This is a genomic window from Phascolarctobacterium succinatutens YIT 12067 (assembly GCF_000188175.1).
GTDB lineage: Bacteria > Bacillota > Negativicutes > Acidaminococcales > Acidaminococcaceae > Phascolarctobacterium_A > Phascolarctobacterium_A succinatutens.
On sequence record NZ_GL830875.1, the window covers coordinates 1 to 16,246 of the forward strand.

The 16,246-nt window shown below is 50.1% G+C and carries 13 protein-coding genes; 12 read left to right on the forward strand and 1 reads right to left on the reverse strand.

Annotated elements, in window-relative coordinates; genetic code table 11:
* Positions 1 to 120: 120 nt before the first annotated feature.
* From rlmD to HMPREF9443_RS03900, 4 genes are all read left to right on the forward strand, one after another.
* A complete protein-coding gene (rlmD, locus tag HMPREF9443_RS03885) occupies positions 121 to 1,491 on the forward strand; it encodes a 23S rRNA (uracil(1939)-C(5))-methyltransferase RlmD (RefSeq protein WP_009145206.1) in 1,371 nt (456 codons plus the stop codon).
* 150 nt (positions 1,492 to 1,641) lie between these two features.
* Positions 1,642 to 2,682: a virulence RhuM family protein gene (locus HMPREF9443_RS03890; protein WP_040565017.1), complete on the forward strand. Its 1,041-nt coding sequence runs from the start codon at positions 1,642 to 1,644 to the stop codon at positions 2,680 to 2,682.
* 600 nt (positions 2,683 to 3,282) lie between these two features.
* A complete protein-coding gene (gene priA, locus HMPREF9443_RS03895; RefSeq protein WP_009145208.1) occupies positions 3,283 to 5,559 on the forward strand; it encodes a primosomal protein N' in 2,277 nt (758 codons plus the stop codon).
* 127 nt (positions 5,560 to 5,686) lie between these two features.
* Positions 5,687 to 6,721 carry a 3-deoxy-7-phosphoheptulonate synthase gene (locus HMPREF9443_RS03900; RefSeq protein ID WP_009145209.1) on the forward strand — a complete coding sequence of 345 codons (1,035 nt, stop codon included), beginning with the start codon at positions 5,687 to 5,689 and terminating at the stop codon, positions 6,719 to 6,721.
* A gap of 99 nt (positions 6,722 to 6,820) precedes the next feature.
* On the opposite strand, the gene HMPREF9443_RS03905 is transcribed toward HMPREF9443_RS03900, so the two are convergent.
* Entirely contained in the window at positions 6,821 to 7,231 is a 411-nt protein-coding gene (locus tag HMPREF9443_RS03905) for an amino acid-binding protein (protein ID WP_009145211.1), read from the reverse strand.
* Positions 7,232 to 7,620: 389 nt separating this feature from the next.
* Here HMPREF9443_RS03905 and HMPREF9443_RS03910 point away from each other — a divergent pair, with 389 nt between their 5' ends.
* The 8 genes from HMPREF9443_RS03910 to pknB all read left to right on the forward strand — a co-directional run bounded on the left by HMPREF9443_RS03910 (position 7,621) and on the right by pknB (position 16,246).
* Complete coding sequence (locus HMPREF9443_RS03910) at positions 7,621 to 8,658, forward strand: substrate-binding domain-containing protein (RefSeq protein ID WP_009145213.1); 1,038 nt, start codon at positions 7,621 to 7,623, stop codon at positions 8,656 to 8,658.
* A gap of 168 nt (positions 8,659 to 8,826) precedes the next feature.
* Complete coding sequence (gene def, locus HMPREF9443_RS03915; RefSeq protein WP_009145214.1) at positions 8,827 to 9,309, forward strand: peptide deformylase; 483 nt, start codon at positions 8,827 to 8,829, stop codon at positions 9,307 to 9,309.
* A gap of 49 nt (positions 9,310 to 9,358) precedes the next feature.
* Entirely contained in the window at positions 9,359 to 10,294 is a 936-nt protein-coding gene (gene fmt, locus HMPREF9443_RS03920) for a methionyl-tRNA formyltransferase (RefSeq protein WP_009145215.1), read from the forward strand.
* Between the two features lie 32 nt (positions 10,295 to 10,326).
* Positions 10,327 to 11,142 (forward strand): DUF116 domain-containing protein, encoded by an 816-nt coding sequence (locus tag HMPREF9443_RS03925; protein ID WP_009145216.1) that lies wholly within the window; start codon positions 10,327 to 10,329, stop codon positions 11,140 to 11,142.
* On the forward strand, positions 11,111 to 12,472 hold the full coding sequence (gene rsmB, locus HMPREF9443_RS03930; RefSeq protein WP_009145217.1) for a 16S rRNA (cytosine(967)-C(5))-methyltransferase RsmB: 1,362 nt from the start codon (positions 11,111 to 11,113) through the stop codon (positions 12,470 to 12,472). Before HMPREF9443_RS03925 ends, rsmB begins: the two co-directional genes overlap by 32 nt.
* 15 nt (positions 12,473 to 12,487) lie before the next feature.
* Entirely contained in the window at positions 12,488 to 13,543 is a 1,056-nt protein-coding gene (gene rlmN / locus HMPREF9443_RS03935; RefSeq protein ID WP_009145218.1) for a dual-specificity RNA methyltransferase RlmN, read from the forward strand.
* Positions 13,543 to 14,289 carry a Stp1/IreP family PP2C-type Ser/Thr phosphatase gene (locus HMPREF9443_RS03940; protein WP_009145219.1) on the forward strand — a complete coding sequence of 249 codons (747 nt, stop codon included), beginning with the start codon at positions 13,543 to 13,545 and terminating at the stop codon, positions 14,287 to 14,289. Before rlmN ends, HMPREF9443_RS03940 begins: the two co-directional genes overlap by 1 nt.
* Entirely contained in the window at positions 14,282 to 16,246 is a 1,965-nt protein-coding gene (gene pknB / locus HMPREF9443_RS10305; protein WP_009145220.1) for a Stk1 family PASTA domain-containing Ser/Thr kinase, read from the forward strand. Before HMPREF9443_RS03940 ends, pknB begins: the two co-directional genes overlap by 8 nt.

Consider the following 16,246-nt stretch of genomic DNA (forward strand, 5'->3'; position numbering starts at 1 on the left):
TTTTGATTCCTACAGTAAACTGACGCGGCCATCTTAGCGTGCTGCTGTTTCTTTGCAGGCTGTTTTTGTGATATAATTAGATATATATACAATAAAATCGAAAAAGTCAGGTGGAAATATATGAAGCAGATAATTCCTGTAAAACAGGGGGATAATATTACGTTAACTGTCAATGGTCTTGGCAGCAGCGGCGAGGGCGTTGGCAAGTATGAAGGATTTACAGTCTTTGTCAAAGGCGCGCTGCCGGAGGAAGAGGTGCGCGTAACTATTACGCTGGTGAAGAAAAGCTATGCAGTTGGTGCGCTGGAGGAGATTGTCAAAGCATCTGCCGAGCGTGTGGAGCCTGCGTGTCCGGTGTATAAGGAATGCGGCGGCTGTCAGCTGCAGCATTTGAGCTACAAGGGACAGCTGGAGTGCAAGCGTCAGCAGGTGCAGGATGCGCTCACTAGAATCGGACATCTTAATTTAGAGGCATTGCCGGTGTTGGGGGCGGCGGAGCCGTGGAGCTACCGCAACAAAATGCAGTTCCCCGCGGCAGCGGATGCTGAAGGTGTGCTGCAGATAGGCTGTTATGCGACGGCAACACACAGCGTCGTAGATACGGATGCCTGCATGATTTCCAAAGAGGCGAACAATGCAATTATGAAAACAGTGCGCACCTGGATGCAGCATTATAACATCAGCGCCTATGACGAAAAGACAGGCAAAGGACTTGTGCGCCATATTATGGGACGCGTGGGCGTACACAGCGGCGAAGTGATGGCGGTTATTATTACCTCTGGCTATGACATTCCGCACCGCGGCGTGCTTATTGAATGGCTGAAACGCCATGTTCCGGGACTTGTGAGCGTAGTGCAGAACATCAACAAAAAACAGACGAACGTGGTCATGGGCAGCAAGACGCGCGTGCTGTACGGACCGGAATCGATTAAGGACAGTCTGGGCAGCCTGAGCTTCCATATTTCCGCGCAGGCCTTCTTCCAGGTGAACAGCGAGCAGGCAGAAAAGCTGTATAACAAAGCGCTGGAGTTTGCGGCGCTGAGCGGCAAGGAAACCGTGGTGGACGTTTACTGCGGTACAGGTACGATTTCTCTGTATCTTGCACGTCACGCCAAACAGGTTTATGGTATCGAGATTGTAGCGCCTGCGATTGAAAACGCCAAGAAAAATGCAGAAGAAAATAAATGTGCTAATGCGGAATTTATCTGCGGTGATGCTGCTGTGGAGCTGCCGAAGCTGCTTGCAGGCGGCGTGCGTCCGGACGTTGTGGTAGTGGATCCTCCGCGTGCGGGCTGCGAGCAGAAGGTGCTGGCAGCGATTGCCGAGGTGCAGCCTGAGCGCGTTGTTTATGTGTCCTGCAATCCTGCGTCCTTGGCACGTGATTTGGCGTTTATGGAGCAGCATGGGTATAAGGCGATTGTAGCGCAGCCGGTGGATATGTTCCCGATGACTAGCCATGTTGAGTGCGTCACCCTGCTCACTAGGAGCTGAGCGACGCGGTGAGCAGCTGGTGCGCACCATGTGATAGCCGTCCAAGAATGCGAGCGAGAGCGAAGCATGATTGGAGACGGCGAACCGCTGAAACTGTGGTACTGTTAAACTGTGCTGATAAATTTGATTTGAGAGAAAGTGGTGGGGATATTGGTAAAAAACAAAGCCGAAATAACCATCCGTTCCAGCGCAGCGGAATATCTGACTTATGTTGCCTCTGTGGGGGACCAGCAGGACAGCATTGAGATGCGCTACGAAGATGAGAATATATGGCTGACACAGAAAATGATGGCAACTTTGTATGATGTAGGTGTAAACACCATAAATTATCATATTAAAAAGATATTCGAGGATAGTGAATTACAGGAGGGTTCAGTTATTCGAAAATATCGAATAACTGCTGCTGATGGAAAAAGCTATAGCACAAATCACTATTCTTTGGAGATGATTATTGCAGTAGGATTTAAAGTCAATTCTGAGCGTGCAGTGCAGTTCCGTAAATGGGTAAATAAGATTGCCAAGGACTACACCATTAAAGGCTGGGTAATGGATGATGAACGCCTGAAACAAGGCACTTATCTGACGGATAAATACTTTGATGAACAGCTTGAACGTATCAGAGAAATTCGCGCAAGCGAAAGGAAGTTTTATCAGAAAATCACAGATATTTATGCTACTGCGATAGATTATGACAAAACCTCTGCAACAACGAAACGGTTTTACGCAACTATTCAGAACAAAATGCACTATGCAATTCACGGTCACACTGCAGCTGAATTGATTGTAGAACGCGCCGACCATCAAAAGGAACATATGGGACTTACTACATGGGCAGATGCTCCAGACGGCAAGATTAAGAAAAGTGATGTGACGATTGCAAAAAATTATCTGAGCGAAAATGAATTGCAGCAATTAAACCGTATGGTTACCGCATACTTGGATTTCGCAGAGAACATGACATTAAGGCATATTCCTCTTACTATGGAGGATTGGGAGAAGAGACTTAACAGTTTCATTGAAATGTTTGAATATGGTGTTTTACAGGATGCAGGGAAGGTGTCAGCAGCAATTGCAAAGCTGCATGCCGAAACTGAATTTGAAAAATATCGTGTCATTCAAGACAGATTATTTATGTCTGATTTTGATAAGTACATGTTGGAACTGGAAGAGAAAGCAAAAAATAATGGCTAGTCTCATTGCGAGATTATGAAATATGACGAAGTGCTGAAACAGTGATTTTGATCTATGCAAACAGTTTGAATAGGGCCGCTTTACTGTTACTAGCGCTTGTTCGAATTCTTGCAAAAGTTCTTCGTAACCCATGAAGTGCTTTGTGGTTTGTCTAAGACTTGTATCAGGGGATTAAACTTTGCGTTAGTCTAAACCTCAAAAAATACTTCCATAATCGTTAATGTGTTTCAGTAGTCGTTAGTTTACTACGAACCAAAGAGAATATGGTAAAGCATTTTTTGCTAAGCTTTTTGTGCGAGCAAAAAAGCGACTGTTTCCCGCGCTTTGGTAAAGCGCGCCCCTTTCTTGTTACTTCTTTCGGGGACGAAATAAGTAAACATAAAGATTAAAGGCAAACCTTAGCGGTTATGAAAGATAAAACTTCGGTAGAAGCAGAAGTACGTGAGCTTGCTTCCAAATTGACAGCATAACAGTAAAATAGCATAAAGCTGCAAAAGGCGTTCTACATGACTGCGGTAGAACGCTTTTTATATAAACGCTCTCCGCATTCTCCCTGATTTATGCTATAATAAACTACAAGTATGTTTGCAGGAGGTTGCCATGTTTGCTGTTAATGTTGCGATAAATTTACCGGTAAAAAATTTATTCCGTCAGTTTACCTACAGTGTGCCGGAAGCACTGCAGTTTATAGACAGCGGCTGGCGTGTAGTTATTCCCTTCAGCGGCCAGAAGGTGGAAGGCTTTGTGGTGGAGCGTGTGTCGCTGCCTAGTGATGAAGTGCTGAAAAGTAAGCTGAAGCCGGTGGAGGCAGCCTTGGGCGATACTCCTTGGTTTGATAAGGAAATGCTGGCTACTGCCAAATGGATGGCAGATTATTATATGTGTTCGCTGGCAGAGGCGATGCGCCTTTTTGTGCCGGGAAAATCGAGCATTAAGCGGCGTGCCGTGCGTGATGCGCAGGGACGTTTGCTTTATTATGTTTATAATGAGCGTTTGCAGGAAAAAACTGTGTTGGCTTATCGTATCAATGCTGCAGGAAGGCAGGCGTTGGCTGAAGGAACGCTTGCCAAACGTGCCAAGGGGCAGCATGCTGCCCTGGGCGTACTGGCACAGGCTGCAGGAGCACTGAGCGTGAGCGAGTTGGCGCAGCAGGGTGTGAGCTCCGCGGTAGCGCGCGCTTTAGCGCAGAACGGTTTGGCGGACGCAGTGCAGAAGCGTGTGCTGCGCAACAGCTATAACACAGAGCAGGAGCGTGGCGAAAGCCTGCAGCTGACGGCAGAGCAGCAGGATGCCGCAGTAAAGATTAATCAGGCGATAGATGCGCAGCGTGCGCAGTCCTTTTTGCTGCAGGGCATTACGGGCAGCGGCAAGACGGAGGTTTACCTGCGTGCGGCGGCTCATGCTGTGGATGCAGGCTGGCAGGTGCTGATGCTGGTGCCGGAAATTGCGCTGACAGCGCAGCTGGTGAAGCGCTTTCAGGCATGGTTCGGCAGCGAGATTGCCGTGGCGCACAGTAAGCTATCGCAGAACGAAAGAGGCGACGTGTGGTACCGCATGCGCACAGGCAAGGCAAGGGTGCTGATTGGCGTGCGCAGTGCTGTGTTCGCTCCGTTTGAAAAGCTTGGCTTGGTGATTGTCGACGAGGAGCATGAGGGAAGCTACAAGGAGGAGGACCACCGTCCGCATTATAATGCACGTGATGTTGCCCGCACCCGCTGCCGCCTGACCGGCGCAGCTTTGGTGCTTGGCAGTGCGACGCCGGATTTATGCACTTATTATAAGGCACTGCAGGGCGAATGTACACATTTGCATCTTACGTCACGTCCTAATGGTGCTGCTTTGCCAAAGGTTGAGATCGTGGATATGCGCAAGGAACTGGAGGCGCGCAATTTCAGCGTGCTGTCGCGCGCGCTGCAGCAGGCGTTAGTGATGACGGCGGCGGCGGGGGAGCAGGCGATTGTCCTCCTAAACCGCCGTGGCTATTCTACCTTTGTGATGTGCCGCGACTGCGGCCAGACGATTACCTGTCCGCATTGCGCCGTAGCAATGGTTTACCACAAGAAGAACGAGGATTTGCGTTGCCATTACTGCGGTAACACGATGCCGCTGCCGCAGGAGTGCCCCAACTGTCATAGCCGCCGCATCAAATATTTCGGCAGCGGTACGCAGAAGGCCGAGGAACAGCTGCAGCAGCTGCCGGAGGTGCGTGTGTTGCGCATGGACCAGGATTCGACTGTGGCGAAGTTTGCGCATGCCGATATCCTGCGGCGCTTTGCCGACGGTGCGGCCAATGTGCTGATTGGTACGCAGATGGTGGCGAAGGGACATGATATTCCCAATGTAACGCTGGTGGGAGTACTGGCGGCGGACAGTACGCTGCATCTGCCGGATTACCGAGCGTCGGAGCGCGCCTTTTCGTTGCTGACGCAGGCAGCGGGGCGTGCGGGACGCGGTGACAGGCCGGGACATGTAATCTTCCAGACCTATGATCCGGATAACCCGATTCTGCAGCTGGCGGTGACGCAGGATTACGACACCTTTGCCAAGCGTGAGCTGCAGGAGCGCAAGAACTATTTTTATCCGCCGTTCGCCCAGATGCTCAAGCTGCAGGTGGTGGATAAGGATGAGGGCGCTGGTCTGGTGTTGGCGCAGCAGGTTGTTTTTTATCTGCAGAGCCTGAAGCTGCAAGGTAAGCTGGAGGATTTGCTGATTGCAGGACCATTTCCCTCGCTGGTGGCGAAAGCCTATGATCTGTACCGCTTCAACGTGCTGCTGAAGGCGCAGGATTTGAAGGAAACAAAGGAAGCGCTGCTGAACAGTGAATTTAAGGAAAAAGCAAATTTATACTTTAATGTTGACCCTGTAAGTGTAATTTAAAGTGATAAATGATTGTATAAAAACGGAGTTTGTGTTACAATATAGAAGATTTAACACTGCTAATGCCGGTAGAATGTTGCAAAAAATCTGCCGGTGTCAGCAAATTGATTAATGGGAGTAATTGTTTATGAGCATGCAGATGGAATTTATCAAGGTGCTGCCGTCGCCGCAGGCCTTAATGGAGGATTATCCGGTAAGTAAGGCTTCTAAGCTGCTGAAGCTGCAGCGTGACGAGGCTATAAAGAATATTTTTACAGGCAAGGATGACCGCTTTTTGCTGGTCATCGGTCCATGTTCCAGCGATAACGAGGACGCTGTGCTGGACTATGTTTATCGTCTGGCCAAGCTGCAGGAAAAGGTACAGGATAAAATTTTTATCGTACCGCGTCTGTACACCAACAAGCCGCGTACTATCGGCGTAGGCTATAAGGGTATGCTGCACCAGCCTTCTCCCGAGGGTGAAGAGGATATGCTGGGTGGTATTATCGCTATCCGTAAAATGAACGTGCGCGTGGTAGAAGAAACCGGCCTGACCGGTGCAGAGGAAATTCTCTATCCCGAGGTTTTCCGCTATCTGTCCGATTTGCTGAGCTATGCCGCAGTTGGCGCGCGCTCCAGCGAGGACCAGCTCCACCGTATGATTGCCAGCGGCGTAGGCATTCCCGTTGGCATGAAGAATCCTACTAGCGGCGATTTGTCCGTTATGCTCAACAGTGTGGCGGCAGCGCAGCATGAGCAGGAATTTTTGTTCCGTGGCTGGGAGGTACGCACCAAGGGCAACCCGCTGGCGCATTCCATTTTGCGTGGTTATGTAGACCCCATCGGCAACAGTTTCCCCAACTACCATTATGAGGTGCTGAAAATCGTTATTGATATGTATGCGGAGCGTCAGCTGCAGAACCCGGCGATTATTGTGGATACCAACCACGCCAATTCCGGCAAAAAATATCTGGAGCAAATCCGCATTGCCAAGGATATTGTGCATTCCCGCAAGCTGAATGCTGATATCAACAGAATCGTCAAGGGCCTGATGATTGAAAGCTATATCGAGGACGGTGCTCAGGGCGTGCATGATGGCGTCTACGGCAAATCTATTACCGACCCCTGCCTGGGTTGGGAAAAGACGGAAAGACTGTTGCTTGACCTGGCGGAAGAACTGTAAACTGATAAGTATGAGCTGCTGTAGCGAAGGCTGCGGCAGCTTTTTTGCATGCAAAAAGACCGCCTGCTTCAGCGGGCGGCCTTTAAAATATTTCAGCTATTAAAATGTTTCCAGCAGCTTGTAGCCACGTCCGATGAGGAAGGTGGCAGTTTCCGGCTCGTTGGTTTTGAAAACTACTACCGGCTTAACATTGTCGCGGTTAAAGGAAATGTAAAGGTAAGAAATGTCGATGTTGGCACCGTGGATAGCGGAAAGAATGCCGTCCAGGTAACCCGGAGTATCGTTCATCTCTACAGCAATAACCTTGTCCTGACGGCATTGGTAGCCTTCTGCCTTCAGTACTTCGATAGCAGTTTCTGCCTTGTCCACAATCAGGCGCACGATGCCGAATTCCGCACTGTCGTTGGCCAGCATGGTGTAAATATTGATGTTGGCTTTAGCAAGAATGGTGGTGATTTTGAACAAACCACCCTCGTTGTTTTCGGTGAATAAAGAAATCTGGTTCAGCATATGTAAAAATCCTCCCTAAATTATCATAAAGCGGGCTGTACTGTTGTCAGTTTTTGCTTGCTTAATAAAAGATTATAGCACAAACTTTGATGAGAAGAAAGAGGCTTTTGTAAAGTTATCTTTACCTGACGCAAGCTATTGTGAAGTGAAAGAGGACAAAAATAATATTTAGCTTTGATTTGAACGCAGAAAAACAGCTTTGATTTGTGATAAATACAATGCTTGCTGAGTCTATTATTCTTTAATGTTTACGTGGTTATTGAGTTTAGGTTAAAACAAACAAAAATTACAAATTGCTCGATTTTTCTTGTAAAAGTGTTATAATATTGTTGATAACATATGAGCAAGTTTTGAAATGTTACTCATATAAATAAGCGGAGGTTGATAGTATGGGTATGAAGAAATTATTAGCAGTTTTATTCTCGGCTTTACTGCTTGTAGGCGTTGCAGGCTGCGGCGGCAACAATGCGCAACAGGGCGCGGTAACACAAAAGGTTATGAACGCCAAATCCAAGCAGGATTTTGAGCCTGTGACGGAAGTAAAGGAAGGACGCAAAAACGTCTATGCCGTACTTAAGGTTATGAAGGGTAACTATTGGGAAGAAGTTATCCGCGGCATTAAGGACGGCGCAGCTAAGGCTGACGTTAACGTTTATGTCGGCGGCGTTATGAAGGACGGCGATTGGGAGCTGCAACGCGATATGGTCAAGGAGCTTCCCAGCAAAAAAGCAGATGCAGTGATTCTTGCTCCGGCGGACAGCTCCAATATGACGGCAAGTGCGAAAACACTGCGCGAGCAGAAGTTGCCGGTATTTTTGGTTGATACTGCACTCAGCAGCAATGATTATGATGCAGCCTTCCTTACCGATAACTTGGAAGCTGGTGCCGAGGTTTGCCAGCAAATGGTAGAGCAGATGAAGGCTAGCGGCGTGAAGGAATCCGAGGAGGCAACGGTTCTGGTACATGTCAGCACCTTGGCCAGCACTACGATTTCCGACCGTCTGAACAGCATTATGGCAAACTGGGGTAAATTTGCTTCTGCAAGCTGGAAAATCGAACATGATTATATTATCAACTATGGTGATGAAGCGGGCGCATTTAAGCTGGTTACCGAAAAAATCAAAAACACTCATAATGTTAAAGGCATTATTGCCTGCAACAACGGCTCCACCAATGCAACCGTGGAGGCTGTAATGGCTGCAGGCCGCAAGGATATTGTCGTTACCGGTTTTGACCTTGGTAAAAAGACTTTGCTTGGCCTGGAGGACAAGAACTATAGTATCGCCGTTGCCGTACAGAATCAGTACAAAATGGGCTACGAGGCTGTGATGGCTGCCGCTGCTGCAGCAAAAGATGGCAGCAAGCCTGCACAGAAGCTGGTAAATACCGGTATCCGTATGGCAGATAAAAACAATTATAAAAAATAAATAACAAAAAAGCTTAAGAGCCTTCTGCTTCTGACGCGAAATTCGCCTGATGCAGAAGGCTTTTTAGTCTTTACTTAAATATATGAGGAAGCTTGTGCAGAGAATTTGTTTTTTCCTGTAGTAATGTGTTATAATGAACTATTGGAATAGATATAAGGAGGAACAAAAATGGCTAAGTTAAAAATAGTGATTGCCGGCGCTCCGGTGCTGCGTGAGGTGGCTCAACCGGTAGAGCGTATAGATAAAAAATTGCAGCGTCTGCTGCGTGATATGGCAGAAACAATGTATTCGGCCGACGGCGTAGGCCTGGCAGCACCGCAGGTGGGTGTAAGCAAGCGCGTAGTAGTTATCGACGTAGGCGAAGGCCTGTACGAGCTGATTAACCCTGAGATTGTTAAACGCGAGGGCAAGGTGCTGGGCAGCGAAGGCTGTCTTTCCGTGCCTGATTACGAAGGCGAGGTAGAACGCTCCGAATATGTGGAATGCGAATTCACCGACAAAACCGGCCAACGCATGTTGCTTTCCGCAAGCGGTCTGCTGGCTATTTGCATTCAGCATGAGCTGGACCATCTGGACGGCATTCTGTTCATCGACAAGGCTAAAACCATTTCGCCTAAGCAGAAGGAAAATCCCGAGGATGCTTTAAGATAAATCCTGACCGGGATACGAAAAAAATAGAAAGATATACGGAGGAAAACAAATGCGTATAGTATTTATGGGAACGCCGGATTTCGCAGTAGGCAGTCTGCAGGCGCTGTGTGAAAGCGGCAAGCATGAAATTCTTGCGGTAGTAACTCAGCCGGATCGTCCGAAGGGACGCGGCAACAAGCTGCTGCAAACACCGGTTAAAGAATATGCGCTGGCGCAGGGCCTGACTGTTTACCAGCCGCAAAAGGTAAAAACTCCCGAATTTGTTGAGCTGCTGCACGAGCTGCAGCCGGAGCTGATTGTTGTAGCTGCTTTCGGCCAGTTCTTGAGCAAGGAAATTCTGGAGCTGCCGAAATACGGCTGCATTAACGTACACGCTTCCCTGCTGCCGAAGTATCGCGGTGCGGCGCCGATTCAGTATGCCATCATCAAGGGCGAAAAGGAATCGGGCGTAACGATTATGCAGATGGATATCGGCATGGATACCGGCGCAATGCTGGATAAGGTAGTAGTGCCTATCGAAGAAAATACCACGATGGGCGAGCTGCATTATGCTCTGCGTGAGCAGGGTGCGGCGCTGCTGCTGCAAGTTATCGACAAGATTGCGGCAGGTACTGCCGTTGCGGAACCGCAGGATAACGAACAGGCTACCTATGCAACACTTCTCGACCGCAGCATGGAGCATATCGACTGGAGCAAAACAGCACAGGAGGTACACAACCTTATCCGCGGCTTTAATCCTGCACCCAGCACCTTTACCAAGCTGCCGAACGGCAAGGGCCTGAAAATATGGGGCAGTAAAATGACTGACAAAAACAGCGCTGCTGCTGCCGGTACCGTTATCGAAACCGGCAAGCACAGCTTCTTTGTAGCTTGCGGTGAGGGCGTACTGGAAATCACCGAGGTACAGCCCGAATCCAAAAAACGTATGCCGGCGCAGGTTTTCCTGAACGGCCGCGGTGTACAGGAGGGCGATCTGCTTGCCTGAAGCAGGCTGTAAATTGAAGGAGTAATCTTTTAATGAACGAAGATAGTGTATTTAAGCCCAAAAAACGTATATTTATGGCCTTGACCTCCATTAGTGCCGTATTAGGTGCGCTGATGTTTTATGTGGTCTGGAAGGTAACCTTTCCGGGGCTTTATGAAATCAGCCGTTTCCTGCCGATAATTTTCGGCTTTTTCGGCGTACTGATCGTGCTGGCAATGCTCAGCGGCGTGCTGGGAATTGTCATGGCGCTATTGGGAATACCGGTGCTCAAAATTTTGTATTTTTGGGCGTGGAAGGCGATTAATATTCTCTTCCCCTTTGCGGTAGTACTGGGACGCTTGTTCAATATTCCCCGCGTCCGCATTGAGCAGTCCTTTATCGAGGTAAGCAACAATCTGGTGCTGCAGCATAAGGTGAAGGTGCCTGCCAACCGAATTATGATTTTAACACCGCATTGTATCCAGCTGGATACCTGCGTACATAAGATAACCCGTAATGTAGAGAACTGCCGTCAGTGCGGACGCTGCAGCGTAGGTGCTATGCTGGGGCTGGCGCACAAGTACGGTTGCCATTTTGCTGTGGCCACCGGTGGTACGCTGGCAAGGCAGATGGTTAAGCAGGCAAGGCCGAAAGCTATTGTGGCCGTGGCCTGTGAGCGTGACCTGACCAGCGGCATTCAGGATGTATTTCCGCTGCCGGTGCTGGGCGTTTTAAACGAGCGTCCCTTCGGTCCCTGCTTTAATACACGGGTAGATATCAATAAGCTGGAAGCAGCAATTTTAGCATTTATGGAAGATGATGAGGAAGAAACAAAGCATGCGGAAGGAACAAAAAGCAAATTATCCTGAGAGTGCCCGCGGAGCAGCGGCGCTTTTGGTGCGTATGGTGCTGGAGGACGGCGCTTATACGAATATCGCGCTGAACCAGTATCTGCGCGGCAGCAGACTGAGCGATCTTGACAGAAGGCTGGCAACGGAGCTGGTATACGGCACGGTAAAGGCCAGCGGTACGCTTGACTGGTATCTGGCGCAGTGTGTCAGCCGTCCGCTGGACAAGGTGGCCGGTGATATTCTGGCGATACTGCGCATCAGCACCTACCAGCTGCTGTATATGACGCGCATTCCTGCGTCGGCGGCAGTAAACGAGGCTGTGAAGCTGGCGCGCTCCGTGAGCCATGAGGGCAGCGCTAAGTTCGTCAACGGCGTTCTGCGCGGTCTGCTGCGTAAGCAGGAAGCAGGAGCATTCGTCCTGCCTGATACCGAAAAGCAGGATGCCGATTATCTGTCGCTGCAGTATTACCATCCGCGCTGGCTGGTGAAGCGCTGGCTGGGACCGTGGGGACGCGGCGGTACCGAACGCCTGCTGGCGTTTGATAATACGGCTGCGCCGGTGTGCCTGCGTGTTAATACGCTGGTGACTACGCGCGACAAGCTGTTGGCGGATCTGACGGAAATGGGTGCGCAGGTGCATGCTTCCGAATGGAGTCCCTACGGCATTGTGGCAGAGCATCTGCCGTCGCTGCATACGCTTCTGGCAGCACTGCCCCAGCATTTTTATATTCAGGATGAAAGCTCTATGCTGGTAGCGCCGGTGCTGGCGCCGCAGCCCGGAATGCGCGTGCTGGATATGTGCAGCGCTCCCGGCGGCAAGGCAACGCACGTGGCACAGCTTATGCAGGATAAGGGCGAGGTTATCGCCTGCGACATCCACGAGCATAAGCTGGAGCTGATTGCCGAAAACGCTGCCCGTCTGGGCATGAAGAGCGTCAAAACACTGCAGAACGATGCTCTGCAGCTGCGCAGCGAATGGCTGGGCGTGTTTGACAGAGTTTTGGTTGATGCACCCTGCTCCGGTCTGGGTGTGCTGCGTCGCCGTGCGGAAGCACGCTGGCGCAAGCAACGCAAGGATCTGAAGCTGTTCCCGCCGTTGCAGCTGGCAATTTTAAAGAATGCCGCACAGTATGTGAAGGACGGCGGCACGATGGTTTACAGCACCTGCACGATTGAGCAGAGCGAAAACCATTATCTGGTGGAAGAGTTTTTAACGCAGCATCCCGAATGGCAGCGCGTGGAATTCACACATCCGCTGACGGGTGAGCAGGTACAGGAGCTGCAGCTTCTGCCGCAGAATGACGGCATCGACGGCTTTTATATCTGTAAGCTGATGAAAAAGCAGTAATATAGAGGTAAGAGAATGCAAGATATTTTTGCTTTACCAATAGAAGAATTACAGGATTTGTTTGTGGCAGCAGGACTGAAAAAGTTCCGTGCCAAGCAGGTATTTCAATGGCTGTACCAAAAGTCGGTCTTTGATTTTACCGCTATGCACAACCTGAGCAAGGCCGATATTGCCGTGCTGCAGGAAAAATTCACCGTGTTGCCGCACAGTCTGGAAATTTTGCGTGAGCAGAATTCCTCCGACGGCATGACGAGTAAGCTGCTTTTGGGCTTGCCGGACGGCAATTCGGTAGAAACGGTTCTGATGCACCATGATTACGGCTACAGCGTGTGCGTTTCCAGCCAGGTCGGCTGCGATATGCACTGCGCTTTCTGTGCCAGCGGCCTGAAGGGTGCTGTACGCAACCTGACGGCGGCAGAAATCGTGGCGCAGGTTTACCTGTTCAACGAGCGTCTGCGTGAGCAGGGAGCAATGGTGAGCAGAGTGGTGGTCATGGGCAGCGGTGAACCGATGCTGAATTTTGACAGCGTTTTGCAGGCGCTGGATTTTCTGCATCGCGAGGACACCTGCAACATGAGCTACCGTAATATGACGATTTCCACCTGCGGCATCATTCCGGGTATTAAACGCCTGGAGGAGCAGGGCAATCCGATAAATCTGGCAATTTCACTGCACGCAGTCAAAAACGAGCTGCGTACGGCGCTGATGCCTGTCAACAAGGGTTATCCCTTCGTGGATGTGCTGACAGCTGCCGAAAGCTACAGCAAAGCCAGCGGCAGGCAGATAACATATGAATATATTCTGTTGAAGGGAAAAAATGACAGTCCGCAGGACGCGGAGCTTTTGAGCAATTACCTGCGCTATAAGCAGGCATCCGTTAATCTGATACCGGCCAACCCGGTACCGGAGCAGGGCTTTGAGCGCCCGTCCAAAGCGGCAGTAGAACGCTTTTTGCGCATCCTGCAGAAAAACAGGATTAACGCTACCGTTCGTAAGGAGATGGGCAAGGATATTGATGCGGCCTGCGGTCAGCTGCGGGCTAAATTTGCCAAGGAACAGGAGCAAAAATAATGCAGGTAATCAGCAGAACCCATGTGGGCCTGGTCAGAGAGAATAATGAAGATGCGCTGCTGGTGCGTGAGCCCTCTCTTTTTGCCGTTGCCGACGGCATGGGAGGCTATGCGGCAGGAGAAATTGCCAGCAGGTCTACTATTAAAGCCTTTGAGGCTGCAACACATAGCCTGCGCCATGAGCAGAAGGAACAGAATATCCGTAAGGTTATGCTGGAGGCCTTTGACAAGGCTAATACGCACGTTTTTAAAATGGCGGTGAGCAATGAAAGCTATTCCGGCATGGGAACGACGATGACGGCGCTTTATCTGCCGGGGGATGGGCACGGCTACTGCTGCCATGTAGGCGACAGCAGATTGTATCTGTTCCGCAACGACAAGCTGGAGCAGCTGACGCATGACCATACACTGGTAGCGGATTTAAAGGAACAGGGAAAAATTACGGACGAGGAAGCCTTTGTACATCCGCAGCGTAATATTTTGCTGCAAGCCCTGGGTGTCGAGGAAACAGTCAATGCTGATTTCTTCAGCCTCCGTCTGCAGGAGGGTGACAGGCTGCTGCTGTGCAGCGATGGTCTGTCCGACATGCTGCGTGCAGCCGAAATCAGCCGGATTATCGGCTGTGCCGATCCGGAGCAGGCTGCTGACAAACTGCTGGAGCAGAGCCTGGACAACGGCGGACGCGATAATGTGTCTCTGATTCTGATTGATTTAACTACGCAGGGGGAGGAAAGCTGTAATGGATAAAAATGGCAAGACCATCTTGAACGGACGCTATGAGATTATTCGTCCGATTGGCTATGGCGGTATGGCCGAAGTCTTTTTGGCCCACGACCAGCTTTTGGACCGTAATGTAGCCGTGAAAATGCTGCGCGACCAGTTCCTGGGGGACAATGAGCTGCTGGAGCAGTTCCGCAGAGAAGCAAAATCCGCGGCGCGTCTGGTGCATCCGTATATTATCAATATCTATGATGTTGTATCGGAAGGCAGCAATCAGTATATAGTTATGGAATATGTTGACGGTGTTACTCTGAAGGAGTATATGCAGGAGCATAAGCTGAGCCTGAATACTGTGCTGGAAATCGCTGTGCGACTTGCCGATGCACTGCAGCATGCTCACAGCCATAACATTATTCACTGTGACATCAAGCCGCAGAATATTTTAATTGACAAAAATATGAATCCGAAAATCGCTGATTTCGGCATTGCCAAAATGGTCACGAACCAGACGATGGTTTATTCCAAATCAGTGATGGGTTCTGTGCATTATATTTCTCCGGAGCAGGCCTGCGGCGGTAAGATTACTGCCAGCAGCGATGTCTATTCTTTGGGTATAGTGCTCTTCGAAATGCTTACGGGTGAGGTTCCCTACGTCGGCACAACGGCGGTTTCGGTTGCTATGATGCATGTAGAAAAGCCTGTGCCGCAGCTGAAGGACTATATGGAAAATGTTCCCGAGGGCATGCAGGAGATTATGGACAAGGCGTTGGCAAAGCGTTGTGAGGACAGATATGCTAACGCCGGACAGATGCGACACGATTTGCTGAACCTGAAGATGAAGCTCTTCCCGTTCAGCAGCGAGGACTATCATCAGGAGCTGGGCGCGGTGAAGCCTAACGGCAATGTTGTCGATAACCGTGATGACGGTGCTACGGTAATTATGAAGCCGGTGCGCAGTGAGCTGCCGCCGAAGCAGGTAACTCCGGCTGTAACACAAGAGCCGGAAAAAATTCAGGAAAAGCAGGAAGCAATGCCTTCCGGAAAAACAGGGGATGAAAAACCAGTGGTTAAGAAAAAGCTGAATTATACCAAACTGATAGTAATGATTACTGCTGCTGTAGTAGCAATTTCGCTGGTAGCGCACTTTATCTTCAACCGCAATCTGGCGGAAATTGCAGTGCCTAATGTTACCAATATGACGGTAGTAGAAGCACAGAAGCTGCTGGAGGAAAAGCAGTTTAAGGTAGAGCTGGAGGAAAAATACGGCGATCCTGATAAGTTTAAGCCCGGTACTGTTATGGAGCAGTCCCCGAAGGCCGGCGAAAAACGTAAGCAGGGCAGCCTTATTATCCTGACCATCTGTAAGGGCGCGGAGCTGAAGGCTGTGCCTGATGTTACAGGCATGTCGCTGTCGAAGGCGGAGCAGCAGCTGGCGGATGCAGGCTTTAAGGTCGGTAAGGTGACGCGCAAGCATATGGACGGCGGTAAAATCGGCGCTGTTCTCAGCCAGTCGCCGAAGGGCCTGGACAAGGCTCCCAAAGGAACTGCCATCGATTTGGTAATCAACGAAGGCGACAAGCCGGTTCCGAATATTATCGGCAAATCCATTGACGAAGCTAAGGGCATGCTGGAGCAGGCAGGTCTGAAGCTGGGTGAAATCAAAAAGGTTCAGGATGCCAGCGCCAAGAAGAATATAGTTCTAGCCTGCAACCCTGGTGTAGGCAGTAACCTTAACGACGGCGCGGCTGTAGCGATTACCGTAGCTGCCGGCGGCGATAAGAAGAGCGCCTACGTTGACTTTGTCGTACCGAGCGGTAAACCTGCCAACGTACGCATTGTGCTGACGGATGACAACGGCACGGCAACGCTGTACAGCGGTACACAAAACGGCAGCGTGCGTCTGCGTCAGAAGGTGGAATATGCAGGCAATGCCAAGGTACAGTTCATCTGTGACGGCAAGCTCATTTCCGAAAGGAACCTGTAA